The sequence below is a fragment of the Mesorhizobium sp. M9A.F.Ca.ET.002.03.1.2 genome, assembly GCF_003952365.1.
Classification (GTDB): domain Bacteria; phylum Pseudomonadota; class Alphaproteobacteria; order Rhizobiales; family Rhizobiaceae; genus Mesorhizobium.
In genome coordinates, this window is sequence record NZ_CP034443.1 from 5430113 (window position 1) to 5445486 (window position 15374).

19 protein-coding genes are annotated in these 15374 nt (G+C 61.5%); 4 read left to right on the top strand and 15 right to left on the bottom strand.

Annotated features, from left to right (window positions below):
- Positions 1-36: 36 nt before the first annotated feature.
- Complete coding sequence (locus EJ066_RS26335) at positions 37-711, bottom strand: TetR/AcrR family transcriptional regulator (protein ID WP_189644367.1); 675 nt, start codon at positions 709-711, stop codon at positions 37-39.
- Between the two features lie 177 nt (positions 712-888).
- Between EJ066_RS26335 and EJ066_RS26340 the strand changes: the two genes are divergently transcribed.
- Positions 889-1317, top strand: a complete 429-nt coding sequence (locus tag EJ066_RS26340; protein ID WP_126042867.1) for a DUF1772 domain-containing protein — start codon at positions 889-891, stop codon at positions 1315-1317.
- A 41-nt stretch (positions 1318-1358) separates the two neighbouring features.
- On the opposite strand, the gene EJ066_RS26345 is transcribed toward EJ066_RS26340, so the two are convergent.
- Complete coding sequence (locus EJ066_RS26345; RefSeq protein WP_126042868.1) at positions 1359-1817, bottom strand: MarR family transcriptional regulator; 459 nt, start codon at positions 1815-1817, stop codon at positions 1359-1361.
- 186 nt (positions 1818-2003) lie between these two features.
- On the opposite strand from EJ066_RS26345, the gene EJ066_RS26350 reads away from it, so the two are divergent.
- Positions 2004-2729 carry a glutathione S-transferase family protein gene (locus EJ066_RS26350; protein ID WP_189644368.1) on the top strand — a complete coding sequence of 242 codons (726 nt, stop codon included), beginning with the start codon at positions 2004-2006 and terminating at the stop codon, positions 2727-2729.
- 44 nt (positions 2730-2773) lie between these two features.
- Here the strand turns inward: EJ066_RS26350 and EJ066_RS26355 are convergent, their stop codons facing one another.
- Positions 2774-3184 carry a helix-turn-helix domain-containing protein gene (locus EJ066_RS26355; protein ID WP_126042870.1) on the bottom strand — a complete coding sequence of 137 codons (411 nt, stop codon included), beginning with the start codon at positions 3182-3184 and terminating at the stop codon, positions 2774-2776.
- 136 nt (positions 3185-3320) lie between these two features.
- Here EJ066_RS26355 and EJ066_RS26360 point away from each other — a divergent pair, with 136 nt between their 5' ends.
- Entirely contained in the window at positions 3321-4211 is an 891-nt protein-coding gene (locus EJ066_RS26360) for an SDR family oxidoreductase (protein WP_126042871.1), read from the top strand.
- 55 nt (positions 4212-4266) lie between these two features.
- Here the strand turns inward: EJ066_RS26360 and EJ066_RS26365 are convergent, their stop codons facing one another.
- Positions 4267-6180, bottom strand: coding sequence for a potassium transporter Kup (locus EJ066_RS26365; protein WP_126042872.1), 1914 nt, complete (start codon positions 6178-6180; stop codon positions 4267-4269).
- Between the two features lie 103 nt (positions 6181-6283).
- Complete coding sequence (locus EJ066_RS26370; RefSeq protein WP_126042873.1) at positions 6284-7024, bottom strand: pyridoxine 5'-phosphate synthase; 741 nt, start codon at positions 7022-7024, stop codon at positions 6284-6286.
- Positions 7025-7138: 114 nt separating this feature from the next.
- On the opposite strand from EJ066_RS26370, the gene EJ066_RS26375 reads away from it, so the two are divergent.
- Positions 7139-7543, top strand: coding sequence for an STAS/SEC14 domain-containing protein (locus EJ066_RS26375; protein WP_126042874.1), 405 nt, complete (start codon positions 7139-7141; stop codon positions 7541-7543).
- Positions 7544-7552: 9 nt separating this feature from the next.
- Here EJ066_RS26375 and EJ066_RS26380 read toward each other — a convergent pair whose 3' ends face one another.
- The 10 genes from EJ066_RS26380 to EJ066_RS26420 all read right to left on the bottom strand — a co-directional run bounded on the left by EJ066_RS26380 (position 7553) and on the right by EJ066_RS26420 (position 15374).
- Positions 7553-8680 (bottom strand): ATP-dependent RecD-like DNA helicase, encoded by a 1128-nt coding sequence (locus EJ066_RS26380; RefSeq protein WP_126044050.1) that lies wholly within the window; start codon positions 8678-8680, stop codon positions 7553-7555.
- A 167-nt stretch (positions 8681-8847) separates the two neighbouring features.
- Positions 8848-9138, bottom strand: coding sequence for a nitrile hydratase accessory protein (locus EJ066_RS26385; RefSeq protein ID WP_245455238.1), 291 nt, complete (start codon positions 9136-9138; stop codon positions 8848-8850).
- 82 nt (positions 9139-9220) lie between these two features.
- A complete protein-coding gene (gene nthB / locus EJ066_RS26390) occupies positions 9221-9880 on the bottom strand; it encodes a nitrile hydratase subunit beta (RefSeq protein ID WP_126042875.1) in 660 nt (219 codons plus the stop codon).
- Complete coding sequence (nthA, locus tag EJ066_RS26395; protein WP_126042876.1) at positions 9877-10482, bottom strand: nitrile hydratase subunit alpha; 606 nt, start codon at positions 10480-10482, stop codon at positions 9877-9879. Before nthA ends, nthB begins: the two co-directional genes overlap by 4 nt.
- A gap of 65 nt (positions 10483-10547) precedes the next feature.
- Positions 10548-11144: a LysE family translocator gene (locus EJ066_RS26400; protein ID WP_126042877.1), complete on the bottom strand. Its 597-nt coding sequence runs from the start codon at positions 11142-11144 to the stop codon at positions 10548-10550.
- 150 nt (positions 11145-11294) lie between these two features.
- Positions 11295-11867: an acetolactate synthase small subunit gene (ilvN, locus tag EJ066_RS26405; RefSeq protein ID WP_126042878.1), complete on the bottom strand. Its 573-nt coding sequence runs from the start codon at positions 11865-11867 to the stop codon at positions 11295-11297.
- A gap of 85 nt (positions 11868-11952) precedes the next feature.
- A complete protein-coding gene (locus tag EJ066_RS26410) occupies positions 11953-13704 on the bottom strand; it encodes an acetolactate synthase 3 large subunit (RefSeq protein WP_189644562.1) in 1752 nt (583 codons plus the stop codon).
- Between the two features lie 297 nt (positions 13705-14001).
- Positions 14002-14136: a hypothetical protein gene (locus tag EJ066_RS32450; protein ID WP_281035440.1), complete on the bottom strand. Its 135-nt coding sequence runs from the start codon at positions 14134-14136 to the stop codon at positions 14002-14004.
- Between the two features lie 42 nt (positions 14137-14178).
- Entirely contained in the window at positions 14179-14736 is a 558-nt protein-coding gene (locus tag EJ066_RS26415) for a hypothetical protein (RefSeq protein ID WP_126042880.1), read from the bottom strand.
- Positions 14721-15374: a hypothetical protein gene (locus EJ066_RS26420; RefSeq protein ID WP_126042881.1), complete on the bottom strand. Its 654-nt coding sequence runs from the start codon at positions 15372-15374 to the stop codon at positions 14721-14723. The genes EJ066_RS26415 and EJ066_RS26420 overlap by 16 nt, the downstream gene beginning before the upstream one ends.

The following is a 15374-nucleotide window of genomic DNA, read 5'->3' on the forward strand; positions in this document are numbered from 1 at the left end:
ATGATGCCGAAAAGTGTGAAGCGGTTTCGGACGACATCATGCTCTATCTCTTTGCTCTAGGGGGCCTTGCGGCCCGGTTTTTGCTCCGTAAAGAGCGAGAAACTGCTGCGTCGCGCGGACGGCATCGCCGCCGATCGCCGCATCAGTCAATTCCAGCCGGTCGCCGAGCAGCAGGCGGATCTGCACGTCGCGGGCGACCAGCCCGAAAAAGGTCCGGAATGCCGTTTCGGCATCCGTGAACTCGAGAAGCCCGGCCTGCTGGCCTGCTTCCAGCACCGGCTTCAGGCGCCTGGCCAGCGCGAAGCGGCCGTTCTCCAGCACGATGGCGCCGAGATCGTCCTTGCCGGAACCAGCGTGGCCGACCGCCACCCGGTTCAGCGCAATCGAAGTGTCGCTCGAAATCACCTTGAGCCAGTCGGACGCAAAGCGTTCGAGGCTCGCCGTCAGCGAAACAAGGTCGAGCCCCTTGCGGTCGACCGGCACCACCCTCACCTTGGAGGCCTGCCATTGCACCGTTGCCGTCAAAAGCCCGTCGCGATCGCCGAACCATTTGTAGAGCGTTTCCTTGGAACAGCTCGCCCGGCGCGCTACGGCGGCCATAGTCAGGTGATCGCCCTCTTCGACCAGCAGGCGAAGTGCGGCGTCGAGCACGGTTTTCTGCCGCTCCGTCAGCGCTTCGCCAGTGTCGATGTCGGCGCTTGCCTGCAACAAACTCTTTTTCCTGCTCGATGACGGCGACGCTCGCCCAATGCGTACCGTACGTTACGGTTCGGCACGTCTATGGCGTATTGTCCGAGACGGTGCAAGCCCTATCTCCGTTTTTTTGGCGCCTTCCGGAACGACCTCTTACGGGAACGGTCTTACCGGAACACATGTCACGGAAGGAAGATGCTCATAGGGCTGCTTGCCTTGACCGTTGCCGCCGCTTTCGCCGGCGCCGCCATCTATGTCAGCGTCGCCGAGCAGCCGGCGCGGCTTCGTCTTGAAGACCGGGCGTTGCTGCAGGAATGGCAGCCGTCCTACAAGCGCGGCGCTGCCATGCAGGCGTCGATCGCGGTCCTGGCCTGTGTTCTCGGTGCCGTTGCCTGGTGGCAGACCGGCAGTCTCGCCTATCTGGTCGGGGCGGTGCTGATCATCCTGCCTTGGCCATGGACGCTGATCGCAATGATGCCGACAAACCGATTGCTGGAGACAATGGATGCGGCCGCCACCAATCCGCAAGCCAGGGCGTTGATCGTCAAATGGGGCAATCTGCATCTGGTTCGCGTCATGCTTGGCGTGCTGGCGGCACTGGCATTCCTCTGGGGCAGTGCCTGACGCCGCTGCAATACACCTCTATCTTCGGTGCCAAGGCTGCATCACTCCAGGGTGGCCGGATGGCGCAGCCGTCCAAGCAGGGCCGACAATGCGTTCAGGTCGTCATTGGAAAGCTTGGCGCCGACCAGTTCCGCGATCGATCGTCCGTAGACGGCCCACATGCGGCGCCGCGTCTCGCGCCCCTTCCCTGTAATGCGGATTCTCTGTCCTCGCCCGTCATCGGCAACCCTGAGCTTCTCGACCAGCTCGTCTGCTTCGAGCCGCGCCAGCAAGCGGGAGATGTTGTATTGCGCAAACAGTGTGCGCTCGATCAGTTGGAATGGCCGCAACCCGGCCTCGCCTGCTTCGGCAAGCTCATGCAGCACGTCGTACCAGGCAAGCGGCGGCAGGCCGCCGTCCTTCAGCGCGTCTTCGGCTCTTTCCATCAACTGGCGTGAAACGCGCATCAGGCGCGCCCAGGCCTTGATGGCCGCGGGCGAAGGATTGGTTTTCTCCGTCATGGCCGCAGCATAAACGATAGATGCAATTGCATCAAGATTGACAATGGATGCAGATGCATCTATATAGATGCAATTGCATTGACATTGGATGACGCTGCCATGAGACATAAAATCTGCAAGACCGCTTCATGTTCCTCTCCACTCGCGTCGAGGACGGCGCATGGGACCATGCCTGCGGAGAATGAAATGACCGACAAGCTCGTCCTCGTCAGCCACCATCTCTGTCCCTACGTGCAGCGCGCTGCCATTTCGCTCCGCGAGAAGGACGTACCATTCGAGCGGATCGCCATCGATCTCGCCAACAAGCCGGGCTGGTTCAAGGCGATATCGCCGCTCGGCAAGGTGCCGCTGCTGCGCGTGCAGCAAAATGGCAAGGAATCGGTGATCTTCGAATCGGCGGTCATCCTCGAATTCCTCGAGGAAACGCAGGCCAACCCGCTCCACCCTGCCGACCCGCTGGCCCGAGCCCGGCATCGCGCATGGATCGAGTTCGGCTCGGCCATCCTCAACGCCATCGGTCGGCTCTATTCCGCACCGACCGAGGCCGCCTTCCTTGCCGAGAGCGAAGGTCTGTCGGCAATGTTCGATCGTCTCGAAGCGGAACTGGCGGCTGACCGAGCTGGGCCATGGTTCGCCGGCGAGCGCTTTTCATTGGTCGATGCGGTCTATGGGCCAGTCTTCCGCTATTTCGACGCTTTCGACCGGATCGGCGACTTCGGCATCCTGAGCGGAAAACCGCTTGTCGAGGCTTGGCGGGAGGGATTGCACGAACGCAGGTCGGTGAAGGACGCTGTCACCCCGGACTATCCGCAGCGCCTTCATGCATTCCTGCAAGCGAAGGGTTCGCATCTTTCGAAAATCATCCGCCGCAACGATGCGGCCACTGCGCTTCCTTGGTCCCGATCCGCCTAACGGATCGACCACGGTTCCGGCCGCCATCGACGCAAGGATATTTTTCACGCTTGGGTGCTGTCAAAAGCGGCACGCGCGTCACGCACGGCGCCGTGGTTGAGTTCGGCCCACTGGATCAGCTGGTGCAAAGGCCCGAACATCGAACGCCCGAGATCGGTCAGGCTGTATTCGACGCTCGGCGGCTTGGTCGGGAACACCTCGCGATGGACGTAGCCGTCGCGCTGCAAATCGTGCAGCGTCTGGGTGAGCATGCGCTGTGAGATGTCGGGGACCAGCCGCCGCAATTCGCCGAAGCGGTACGGCTTTTCGGCCAGCGCCATCATCAGCAGCGAACTCCATTTGTTGCTGATGCCCTGGATCACATCGCGAACCGGACAGTCCGCAAGCTTTCCCCCGCCGCTGCCCGCTTTGTAGATCTCGAGCTTCGATCTCAGATTGACGATCTTGCTATCCATCGCTGGTTCCCTGCGCCTGCCTACCTCCCGCAAAACTGCCTTCTTTACGAGGGTCGGTCAATTCCTATTTTAGTGCTGGTCTCTTTTTGAGACTTATATAAGCACCCGCCGCTCCGGCGCAACGACAGGACTTCTCATGACCGAAACCCTTCTCGTCACCGGCGCCTCCGGCCAGCTCGGCCGCGGCGTCATCCATCATCTGCTGGACACGCTCAAGGTTGCGCCCACGCGCATCATCGCCGCCACGCGCAATCCGGAAACCCTCGCCGACCTGGCGGCGCGCGGCGTCACCGTCAGGCAAGCTGATTTCAATGACACGGCGTCGCTCGTCGACGCATTCAACGGCGCCGACAGGGTCCTGATCATCTCGACCGGCGAGATCGACCTCGGGGGCAAGCGCCTCAAGCAGCATGAGACGGCGGTCGCCGCGGCCAAGGAGGCCGGCGTCTCGCATCTGCTCTACACCTCGATGCCCAATCCGGAGCCGGGATCGCCGGTCCTGTTTGCCGGCGACCATTACGGCACCGAGCAGGCGATCAAGGCGAGCGGCATCCCCTACACGATCTTCCGCAACGGCTGGTATCAGGAGAACCTGTTCATGTCGCTGCCGCACGCTATTGCCTCGGGATACTGGTATACAGCCGCGGGCGACGGCCGCATTGCCCATGGCGCCCGCGACGACATGGCCGCGGCGATCGCTGCCAGCCTCGCTTCCGGTTCGCGCGAAAGCAAGACCTACACGCTGACCGGCCCGCAGGCCTATACCGTTGCAGAGATCGCCGCCCTGGTGACCGAAGTCACCGGCAAGCCGCTTGAAGTCATCCAATTGCCGGACGAGGCCTTGACCGAAGGGGTGAAGGCAGCCGGCGTTCCCGAGGACTTCGCTCGCATCATCGTTTCCTTCGACGCCAACACGCGCTCCGGCCGTATCGGCATGGTGACAGATGCCATCGAGACGCTTTCAGGCAAAAAGCCGCAATCGCTGAAGCAATTCCTCGAAGCGAACAAGGTGGCGCTCGCCGGCTGAAGGTTACGGAGAGTCTGACAAATGGCCGTGTCCTTCGACGGGCACGGCCTTTCGTCTAGATAGCCACCTGCGTTCCGATCTCCACAACACGCCCGGTCGGGATCTGGAAATACTCGGTCGCATCCGCCGCCGTGCGCGCCAGTCCGATGAACAGCTTGTCCTGCCACACCGGCATGCCGGAGTTCGGCGACGCCTTGAGCGAGCGCCGCGACAGGAAGAAGGACGTCGTCATGATGTCGAACTTCCAGCCTTGCTTGCGGCAGATCGCCAGCGCACGCGGGATGTTGGGCTGCTCCATGTAGCCGAAGGTCAGCGTCACCCGCATGAACAACTCGTTGATCGTTTCCATCTTGACCCGATCGCTATCGGGCACGACGGGCTGCTGCGCCGTCACCACCGAGAGGATGACATTCTGTTCGTGCAGCACCTTGTAATGCTTCAGGCTGTGCATCAGCGCGGTCGGTGCGCTGAGTGGATCGCTGGTCAGGAATACGGCCGTGCCGGACACCAGCTGCGGCTTCTTCTTCAACAAATTGCCGGCAAGGAAATCGAGCGGAATCTCGTTCCTGCGTGTCTTGTCGAACAGGTAGCGGCTCCCGCGTATCCAGGTCCCCATGATCAGCCCCATGATGCAGGCAACAGCGATCGAAACCCATCCGCCTTCCACGAATTTCACGGCATTTGCCAGGAAGAAGCCGGTATCTATCGTGCCAAAGAGCAGCGCGAGCGCCGCGGCGAGTGCGGCCTGCCATTTCCATTGCCACCGCATCACCACGAATAGCAGAATAGTCGTCATCAGCATCTCGCCTGTAACCGAAATTCCATAAGCGGAAGCCAAAGAGCTCGAACTGCCGAAGCCGACGACCAGCAGCATCACGCCGAGCGCGAGAATGAGGTTCACGCGCGGCATGTAAATTTGGCCGAGTTGCATCTCGGACGTATGCTGAACCTCGATTCTGGGCAGAAGATTGAGCTGCACCGCCTGCCGGGTCAGCGAAAACGCCCCGGAGATAACAGCTTGACTGGCGATGACGGTCGCTGCTGTTGCGAGCGCGACCATCGGTATCAGTGCCCAATCTGGCAGCATCTGGAAAAACGGGTTGTTGGGCAGCCCACCGTGAGCAAGAACGAATGCGCCTTGCCCGAAATAGCTGAGTAGCAAGCAGGGGAAGACGATCCAGAACCAGGCGAGCACGATTGGACGGCGACCGAAGTGGCCGAGATCGACGTAAAGCGCTTCAGCACCGGTGACTGCCAGAAAAACCGCGCCGACTGTAAGAAATGCGCCCGTTTTGGCTTCGGCAAGGTAGACGACCGCATAATAGGGGTTGATTGCCAAAAGCACCGAGGGATCGTCAAGGATGTGCAGCAATCCGGCAATGCCGATCGCCAGAAACCAAAGCCCCGTCACCGGCCCGAAAACGGAAGCCACTCTACCGGTCCCGAAGCGCTGCACGGCAAACAAGATGGCGAGAATCACCAATGTGATGGGAACCACGTACGGATCGAACGCCGGGGTCGCTACGCTCAGGCCTTCCACCGCTGAAAGCACCGAGATGGCAGGCGTTATGATCGCGTCGCCGAAAAACAGTGCGGCTCCGCAGAGACCAATGCCAAGAATGATGCTGGAACCAGCCGGATAAGCTTTCCGGGCCAGCGCCATAAGCGACAGCGTACCGCCTTCACCCTTGTTATCCGCCCGAAGCACGAAGGCGACATATTTTATTGTCACGATAATCGTTAACGCCCAGACGATCAGCGACAGAACGCCCAGAACGGCGCTGCGCGGATCGGTGCCGGACGAAGCATGCAGTGCTTCGCGAAGCGCATAGATCGGGCTGGTGCCGATGTCGCCGTAGACAACGCCCAGCGCGCCCAGCATCAAGACCTTGGTGCTGTGCTGTTCGACCTCAGGGTGGCTTGATTGTTCGACGGGTTCTGCCTCACTACCGGCGTTGGTAAGGGCCATAGGCGACACTCCGATAAGCGGGCGGTGCTCTACGCTTGCTGCGATGCAATATCAAGTGCCCCAACGTGATGGCTGCCATGTCCGCAATGCCAGGCTTCCATCTCTACCACCCACAGGCCTTCAGATATCTTTTGACCGTGCCGGCCATGCCATACTCCAACGCATCGGCTGTCAACCCATGTCCTATCGACACTTCGGCCAATGCCGGGATGCGCTTTGCCAGTGCCGGCAGGTTGCTCACCACCAGATCGTGGCCGGCATTGACCTGAAGTCCGGCGGCAAGCGCGGCGTCAGCGGTTTTTCCCAATCTTTCCAGCTCTTTCTCCGCTTTTGCAGAATCGGAATGGTAGCTGCCATACGGACCCGTGTAGAGCTCGATCCGATCGGCGCCGGTGTCGCGCGCGGCCTTCACGCCCGCCGGGTCCGCGTCAGAAAACAATGACACGCGAAAGCCGCCTTTCTTCAGGCGCTTGACGATCGGTGTCAGGAACGCAGTCTCGGCGGCGAAGTTCCAGCCATGGTCCGATGTGGCCTGGGCAGGGTCGTCGGGCACCAGCGTCACTTGCTCCGGCTGGTGCTTTTCCACAAGCGCCAGGAATTCCTCGCTCGGATAGCCCTCGATGTTGAATTCAGCCTTGGGGAATTCGTCATCGATCAGCGCCCTGATCTCCGGCAGGTCGGAATGCCGGGTGTGCCGCTCATCGGGCCGCGGATGCACCGTCAGCCCATGCGCGCCGGCGGCCAGCGCCAGGCGCCCAAGCCCGATGACGCTTGGCCACGGCAGGTCGCGCCGGTTGCGCAGCATGGCGATGGCATTGAGATTGACGGAGAGCTTTGCGGGCATGGCTTCTCGGGTTCCGGATGTATTTGCGGCCATCTATACCGCCTTTGGCGGGAACAGACAGGGGGTTTTCGGTGTTCCAGAAGGGCGGATAATGTCCAGCAAGAGGAAGCCCCTGTGAATTATCTTGAAGAAGTGCCGGCGGTTCGCCGCATCGACACCGACCGCGACGACCTTTTTGCCATCGACGTCGTCGGCCATGTCATGGCGGCCGACGCGGAAAACCTGTTCGGATTGCTGGAGGCGGCTTATGCGCTGCACCCGAAAATCGACGTGCTGGTGCGCCTGATCGACCATGAAGGCGTCGATTGGGCCGATGTGTCGGACGAAACGCTCGAACAGGGCACGGCCCATGCCGTGGAGCATGTCGGCCGCTGCGCGGCGGTCGGCGAGCCGAACTGGGTGCCCGACGCGCAGGGTTTGCTGCCTGCTTCGTTGCCCGTCGAACTCAGGCATTTCGAGAGCGAGGATGAAGCGGCCGCCTGGGAATGGCTCAACGCCAGGCCGATTGTCCCGCGGTAACGCAGCGGCCTACCTGACAATCGTCAGCCGTTCGGCCGCGCGCGTGATCGCGGTGTAGAGCCAGCGCTGGCGGGTTTCCTTGAACGCCCAGCTTTCGTCAAAGAGCACGATCTCGTTCCACTGCGACCCCTGCGCCTTGTGCACGGTAAGCGCGTAGCCGTAGTCGAAATCGTCGAAGCGCTTTTTCTGCTGCCAGGGAATGTCGGCGTCCGGATCCTCGAACGCCGCCTTGAGCAGCTTGATCTTGGCCACGCCGCGGTCCGGATCGTCCTCCTCCGGTGAGACCAGCAAATTGATGCCGGGCTTCACGGTCTCGCGCGACGAGGTCATCACCTTCCACAGCGAGCCGTTGAGCAGCCCCTTTGCTGGGTCGTTACGCAGGCAGACAAGCTTGTCGCCGGCCTGCGGATAGTCGGCATTGAACCCCTTCAGCTCGCGCAGCCGCTGGTTATAGCGACGCCGCGTCCTGTTGGTGCCGACCAGCACCTGGTCCGCCTTCAGCACCAGTTCCTGAGTGACGTCTTCCTTGCCGATCACCTGCGCCGTGCCGTAGTCGCCGCGCATGAATTCGCGCCCCTCGCGCACGTCCAGCGCCAGCCGGATGATCGGGTTGTCGCGCGCCTGCCGGTGGATTTCGGTAAGTAGGATATCCGGCTCATGGTCGGTGAAGAAGCCGCCTCCCGAGATCGGCGGCAACTGACCGGGATCGCCGAGAACAAGGATCGGCGTGCCGAAACTCATCAGGTCGCGGCCAAGCTGTTCATCGACCATCGAGCATTCGTCGATGACCACCAGTTTCGCTCGCGAGATCGGGCTTTGCCGGTTGAGCGAAAAGGTCGGCGACATCGAGGTCTTGCCGGTCACCTCGTCCGCTACCGATTCCTCGCCCTTCGGCCGGTAGATCAGCGAATGGATGGTACGGGCATTGACCGCGCCCTTGGAACGCAGCACCTGCGCCGCCTTACCGGTGAAGGCTGCGAACTGCACCTGGCCGTCGACATGCTCGGCGAAGTAGCGCGCCAGCGTCGTCTTGCCGGTGCCGGCATAGCCGAATAGCCGAAAGAGCTGCGGCCGGCCTGTCTTGAGCCAGTTGGCGACCGCTTTCAGCGCATCGTCCTGTTGAGGAGAGAATTCCATCAGCGCGAGAGACCGGATTCGCGAGGGAAAGACAAGGTCGGCCGTCACCATCGATGCTATCGTTCGCACAATGGCACCGCGATAAATCAGGCTATCAGGCAAGGATCGGAACGTAAAGAGAACAAAGGATCGTCTCGACCCGACCTATCCGGTCTGGCCGCCACGGCCTATCGGGTATGGCCGCCACGACCTTCGGTCGGGCTGGGATCGTTCTCCAGCAGGATCGGCTTGCCGTGGGGTGTTGCATGCGCGGCGCGTTCCCAGGCAGCGGCGAGCGCATCGACGTCGCCCTTGCCGGCAACGCCCTTCGCCGACAGCACCTTTTCCAGCGCCGCGAGCCAGTGCTCGTAATAGTCATCGCCGTCGCTCGCGGCACCCGGCTTCTTGACCTCGGCGGACAAGGCGTCGGCCCATTCGCTCCAGGAAAACAGGCCCTTGTCGTGAAGCGCGACCGTCATGGCGAAGGCTGCCGCTTGCCATGGCTCGGCGAAAACCGGCGCATCGACGCCCGCCGGCAGCGTGGCGGTGACTGACTTCGCCTCACGCCGGTTCAAGATAGCTCTCCCAGGCGTCGATCGAGACGGTCAGCGTCGGGTCGGCGCCCTCGCCCCAGATCTCCGCGCCGTCGAAGACCACCGTATAGACCCATTGCGGGTTCTCGCCCTGGCCGTGCGCGTTGGTATCGGGGAAGACAAAACCATCACGTACCGCCTCGACGAGGGCTTGCTTGCCGCGTGCATAGCGCGGCAGCCTTGTGTGGCCGGTCGGATGGAAATTCTTCGTCCGCACGAGGTCGCCCGCCGCAAATCGCGCCGGCGTGGCAATCGGCCGGTCGCAAGGACCGCCCTTCGCCAGCACCGCTGGAACATTCTCCGCCATGAGCACTCTCTTGGGCGTCGCCGCTGGATCGACCGCCCTGCCCGCGGCCAGATCGCGATCGCTGACGAAGCCGTGCCGCTTCAGCAAGGTTTCCAGCGCCTTGATCCAGATCTCATAATAACTCGAGGCATAATAGTCGGCGGGATGCAGCGATTCGCGCGCACGCCGGCTCTCGTCGATGTTCCAGGCGCCCATCGCACCGGCGCACAGCGTCACGCCCAGCGCCCGTCTTTCCCACGCGGCATGGAAATAGGGTTCGTCCTTTTCGGGCGCGACCGGCCCGAATCCCATCTGCCCGCCAAGATCATGCGGCCCGTTCATGCCGGCTCTCCCGCCAAAGCGGTGCCGATCATCGCGTCACGGCTCACCAGACCGGCCAGCCGCTCCTCGTTCCAGCCATCCGTGCCCTCGGGTCGCATCGGCACAACGAGATAACGTAGCTCGGCGGTAGAATCCCAAACGCGGATTTTTGTCGTCTCAGGCAGCGTCAGCCCGAATTCCTCCAGCACGCCGCGCGGATCAATCACCGCGCGCGAGCGATAGGGCGGCGCCTTGTACCAAACCGGCGGCAGGCCGAGCACCGACCACGGATAGCAGGAGCACAGCGTGCAGACGACGAGGTTGTGCGTGTCCGCTGTGTTGAACACCGCCCGCATATGCTCGCCCTGCCGGCCGGTATAGCCGAGCGAACCGATCGCCGCCGTCGCGTCGCGTTTCAGCCAGGCGGCGAAGTCCGGATCGACCCACGCCTTCGTCACCACCTTGGCGCCGTTGCGCGGGCCGATTTTCGTCTCGTAGGTGTCGACGATCACGTCGATCGCCGCCGGATCGATCAGCCCTTTTTGAGTCAGGATCGTCTCAAGCGCCCGCACCCGGGCGGCAAAAGGATCGAGTTCATTGTCGTGGTCATGATCATGGGACATGGCGTCAAATTACGATCGCAAACCCTCGGCCGCAAGCGCAACGGCATGGACCCAAAACCCGGCAGCTATCGCAGCATCGGCCATAGCGTCGCCGCCAGCAGCACGCCCATGGCGATGTTGAACCATTTCAGCCGCACCGGATCCGACAGAAAACCGCGCAGTGCCGTACCAAAACCTGCCCAGGTGGACACGCTCGGCAGGTTGACGATCGCGAACGCGGTCGAGATCAGCGCCACCGACAGAAACGGATACTCCGGATCGGTGTAGACGGCCATGGCGGTGATCGCCATCACCCACGCCTTGGGATTGACCCATTGGAATGCCGCCGCATCGATGAAACGCATCGGTCGCGCCTTGGTCTCGCCCTTACCGCTGAACGAACGCGACATGGCGATCTTCCAGGCGAGATAGAGCAGGTAAGCGCCGCCCGCGATCTTCAAGCCGGTGTGGAGAACCGGAAATGCCGTCAGCACGGCGCCCAGACCGAAGCCGACGGCAAGCAACAGCACGAGAAAGCCGACGCTGATGCCGAACATATGCGGAATGGTTTTGGCGAAGCCGAAATTCACGCCGGAAGCCAGAAGCATGAAATTGTTCGGACCCGGCGTGATCGAGGTCACGAAGGCATAGACCAGCAGGGCGAAGAATGCGTCGAGGGTCATGGCTTCCTTCCAATCAAGTCAGCATTATTGCCCTTTTATGCCAGGCGTACAGAAGCCATCCTAGGGCGGCAGCCGGGCCAGACGATCAGGATTGCAAAGCGACAGAACGGATACAGGCGGCGCCAGAGCATCGGCCCCAAGCGCCGGATGCTACATCCCCTGCGGGCCGCGGTTCAGCGCCGCCACGCCGGTGCGGCAGATTTCGACCAGGCCGAGCGGCTTCATGATGGCGATGAACTGGTCGAGCTTGGAGCCCTTGCCGGTGATCTCGAAGATGAAATGCTCGGTATTGGCGTCGATGACGCTGGCGCGGAAGGCGTCGGCCAGCCTCAGCGCCTCGACGCGGGCTTCGCCGGTGCCGGCCACTTTCACCAGCGCCAGTTCCCGCTCCAGCGGCCGTTCCTGGCCGAGTTCGTGCGAACGCACGGTGAGATCGACGACACGGTGCACCGGCACGATGCGCTCGAGCTGGTGCTTGATCTGCTCCAGCACATGCGGTGTGCCGCGCGTCACGATGGTGATGCGCGACAGATGCTTCTCATGCTCGGTTTCGGAGACTGTCAGGCTCTCGATATTGTAGCCGCGTCCGGAAAACAGGCCGATGACCCGGGCAAGCACGCCCGGCTCATTGTCGACCAGCACGGAAAGCGTGTGATTCTCGGGCTTTTCCGTCTCCTTGGCGATGAAATAGGCGGAGCCGGTGGGCTGAAGCTGTGCGTTCATGACATGATTCTCGATTTCAAACTCTTGGCGCTAATTCTCTGTTTCCGCACGGCTTCTCCCGACAAGCCCTGCCTCGGCTGGCGCGTTACACCAGTTCCCTGCCCTTGGCGTCGATGGCGTTGGCCACCGCCTCGTCCGTCGCCTCGTCCGGCAGAAGCATTTCGTTGTGCGCCTTGCCCGACGGGATCATCGGGAAGCAGTTGGCAAGCGTCGCCACGCGGCAGTCGAAGATCACCGGCTTCTTCACCGAAATCATCTCCTTGATCGCGTCGTCCAGCTCGTCCGGCTTCTCGCAGCGAATGCCGTGGCCGCCATAGGCTTCGGCGAGCTTGACGAAATCCGGCATCGCCTCGGTGTAGGAATGCGACAGCCGGTTGCCGTGCAGAAGCTGCTGCCACTGCCGCACCATGCCCATATACTGGTTGTTGAGGATGAAGATCTTGATCGGCGCTTCGTGCTGCACCGCCGCGCTCATCTCTTGCATCGTCATCTGCACCGAGGCGTCGCCGGCAATGTCGATGACCAGCGCATCCGGATGCGCGATCTGCACGCCGAGCGCCGCCGGCAGACCGTAGCCCATCGTGCCGAGCCCACCGGAAGTCATCCAGCGGTTCGGCTTCTCGAAATGATAGTGTTGCGCCGCCCACATCTGGTGCTGGCCGACCTCGGTGGTGATGTAGGTGTCCAGGTCCTTGGTCAGCGCGTAGAGCCGCTGGATAGCGTATTGCGGCATGATCACGTCGTGATTCATCTTGTAGGCAAGCGAATCCCGCGCGCGCCATTTCGCGATCTGCTCCCACCACGGGTGCAGCGCCTTCTTGTCGGCCCTGGCGGTCGCCCGCCACAGCCGCACCAGATCCTCCAGCACCCGGCCGACATCGCCAAGGATCGGCACATCGGTATGGACGTTCTTGTTGATCGACGACGGATCGATGTCGATATGGATCTTCTTCGAGTTCGGCGAGAACGCGGTGAGCCGGCCGGTGATGCGGTCATCGAAGCGCGCGCCGATGCAGACCATGACGTCGCAATCGTGCATCGCCATGTTGGCCTCATAGGTGCCGTGCATGCCGAGCATGCCCATCCAGTTCTTGCCCGACGCCGGATAGGCGCCAAGGCCCATCAGCGTCGAGGTGATCGGGAAGCCGGTGAGGTCGACCAGCTCGCGCAGCAAATGGCTGGCCTCCGGGCCGGAGTTGATGACGCCGCCGCCCGTATAGAGGATCGGCCTTTTGGCGCCGGCCATCAGTTCGACCGCTGCCTTGATCTTCTCCAGATCGCCCTGGACCTTCGGCTGGTAGCTCGTGCGCGGCGCCGTCTGTGGCGGCACATAGGTGCCCTTGGCGAACTGCACGTCCTTCGGGATATCGACGACGACCGGGCCGGGTCGCCCGGTGGTCGCGACATGGAAGGCCTCGTGGATGATTGCCGCGAGCTCGTTGACGTCCTTGACCAGCCAGTTGTGCTTGGTGCAGGGGCGCGTGATGCCGACCGTGTCGCACTCCTGGAAAGCATCCGAGCCGATCAGCGAGGTCGGTACCTGACCGGTCAGGCAGACCAGCGGGATCGAATCCATCAGCGCATCCTGCAAGGGCGTCACCGCGTTGGTGGCGCCCGGCCCCGAGGTCACCAGCATGACGCCGGCCTTGCCGGTCGAGCGCGCATAGCCCTCCGCCGCGTGGCCCGCGCCCTGCTCGTGACGGACGAGGATGTGCTCGACCTCCTCTTGTTGGAAGATTTCATCATAGATCGGGAGAACCGCGCCGCCCGGATAGCCGAAAACATGCTTGACGCCATTGTCCTTCAGCGCCTGCACCACCATTTCGGCGCCGGTCATTTCCGTCCTTGGCATTTCGCGCCGCTCGTTCTGTCCACTGCTCATCGGTCTGGTCCCGTACTGTCCGCCATCGGCGATTGCTGGTCGTTTAGTCGTGTTTCGGGCAATAAAAAAGGCCCCCGGGGGAGCCTGTGTCTTGCGCATGGGAGGTTTTCGCCCGGCGGTTACACCGCCTTGCCCACGCGCTTTCCTACTACGAGAATGAGTGCCGTTTTCATGGTGGCGGACAATAGAATTGGTTTTGCGCCGCTGTCAACGGCGAATATGCACGGCCCTTCCGCCGCGCGGAGTTCCGTTTCAAGCCTTGAGCACTACGCCCCTCGCCTTGGCCCAGCGCTCTATGATCTTGCGCTCCTCCAGCGAGGCGAGACGATTGCCGAAACCGCGCACCTGCACCGCACGGTGTTGCGGGTCGAGCTCGATCGTTAGCAACCGCTCGATTTTGCCGAGCGCTGTGCGCCGTAGTCAGGGAACTCATTCGCCTCGGATGTGATCCATTACCCGAACGAGCGTCATCGCTACGAAAGTCACCGCAGCCACATAGACTAGGAGGACAAGAGCCCACGTCACCAATATTTGGCTTCTTGGCCAAAGTTTATCCGTATCGCCGATAAAATCGGCGATGAGGAGGTCGCAACCCTGACCGGGGTTTTTCTCCACATATTCTGCGGCAGTTGGAAGATAGGTCCATCCGGTGGACATTCGGTCGTCGGCAAATGGGCAGCTAAAGTACGCACGCAAAGGGAAGTAGACCACCATGAACACGACGGCGACAGGAACGAGCCATATGATTGTTGATCGAAGCGCTGGTTGTCTTCCAGCCATGACACTGCATGCGAGAAACGCAACGACAACAGTTATCAGAAAGGTAGCAAAAGCCGGTTGCTGTCCAGCTTCACGCCATAGTGTGGGGGGACTGGCAACCAACTGACCCACGATAGGGACGAGGAACGCCACAAACGCCGCCTGAAGTAACCAAGCCGACTTCCATTTCGCTAGCAAGTCTTTGAACATCGTCAGGGAACCAAGCAAGTAATGGGCTGTCCCTGACCCTGAATCCCGATGCTAACTTCTTGGCGCTGGACGATCTGACCATTCAAATTGGCAGTCATCTCGTAACGGCCGGGCGGAAGAGTGCCGCTGCTGGGGCTCGTGGGATTGTTGAATCTATACATGGGATCGCTCCCGGCCAGATGCCTGGGGCTGAAGCCGACGAAATAGCCATGGACCTCTTGGCCATCGCTCTGCTTCGTTCTCACCTCAATGTCGACTTCGCTATACGCTGCGGCAGTCATCATGCCCACCGCACCCACTGTACTGATGTATTCAGCCTTGATCTGCAGATCTTCTTCAACGTCACGTACAAGGGTCGCAGAAAATGGATCATCAGGCTTGGCTGCAGCTTTTTGCAGGAGCGAAACATTGTGCTGCATAACCTGCTGGAAGTCATTGCTCGGATCGCCGACCTTTTTGAAGCTCGCTGCGATGAAATTCCAGTTCGCGGAAATCTTCCCTGCAGATTGCGAAACTGCCGGAGTCTGCGTTTTTTCAAGCTGTGCAAGGGCATCTAAGGGATAGGTCAGGTCCATAGCATCTTGAGCTACAGCGCCTCCCGCGAGAAGCGTAAAAGCGGCCACCATCCAAGTGAACATTAAACGCAAATGCTGCAT

Bases quoted from the DNA above. Each gene is read 5' to 3' on its own strand.
- EJ066_RS26340 (WP_126042867.1), top strand. From the start codon at position 889: ATGCTCATAGGGCTGCTTGCCTTGACCGTTGCCGCCGCTTTCGCCGGC.
- EJ066_RS26345 (WP_126042868.1), bottom strand. From the start codon at position 1,817: ATGACGGAGAAAACCAATCCTTCGCCCGCGGCCATCAAGGCCTGGGCG.
- EJ066_RS26350 (WP_189644368.1), top strand. From the start codon at position 2,004: ATGACCGACAAGCTCGTCCTCGTCAGCCACCATCTCTGTCCCTACGTG.
- EJ066_RS26355 (WP_126042870.1), bottom strand. From the start codon at position 3,184: ATGGATAGCAAGATCGTCAATCTGAGATCGAAGCTCGAGATCTACAAA.
- EJ066_RS26360 (WP_126042871.1), top strand. From the start codon at position 3,321: ATGACCGAAACCCTTCTCGTCACCGGCGCCTCCGGCCAGCTCGGCCGC.
- EJ066_RS26365 (WP_126042872.1), bottom strand. From the start codon at position 6,180: ATGGCCCTTACCAACGCCGGTAGTGAGGCAGAACCCGTCGAACAATCA.
- EJ066_RS26370 (WP_126042873.1), bottom strand. From the start codon at position 7,024: ATGCCCGCAAAGCTCTCCGTCAATCTCAATGCCATCGCCATGCTGCGC.
- EJ066_RS26380 (WP_126044050.1), bottom strand. From the start codon at position 8,680: ATGGAATTCTCTCCTCAACAGGACGATGCGCTGAAAGCGGTCGCCAAC.
- EJ066_RS26385 (WP_245455238.1), bottom strand. From the start codon at position 9,138: ATGACGGTCGCGCTTCACGACAAGGGCCTGTTTTCCTGGAGCGAATGG.
- nthB (WP_126042875.1), bottom strand. From the start codon at position 9,880: ATGAACGGGCCGCATGATCTTGGCGGGCAGATGGGATTCGGGCCGGTC.
- nthA (WP_126042876.1), bottom strand. From the start codon at position 10,482: ATGTCCCATGATCATGACCACGACAATGAACTCGATCCTTTTGCCGCC.
- EJ066_RS26400 (WP_126042877.1), bottom strand. From the start codon at position 11,144: ATGACCCTCGACGCATTCTTCGCCCTGCTGGTCTATGCCTTCGTGACC.
- ilvN (WP_126042878.1), bottom strand. From the start codon at position 11,867: ATGAACGCACAGCTTCAGCCCACCGGCTCCGCCTATTTCATCGCCAAG.
- EJ066_RS26410 (WP_189644562.1), bottom strand. From the start codon at position 13,704: ATGACCGGCGCCGAAATGGTGGTGCAGGCGCTGAAGGACAATGGCGTC.
- EJ066_RS26420 (WP_126042881.1), bottom strand. From the start codon at position 15,374: ATGCAGCATTTGCGTTTAATGTTCACTTGGATGGTGGCCGCTTTTACG.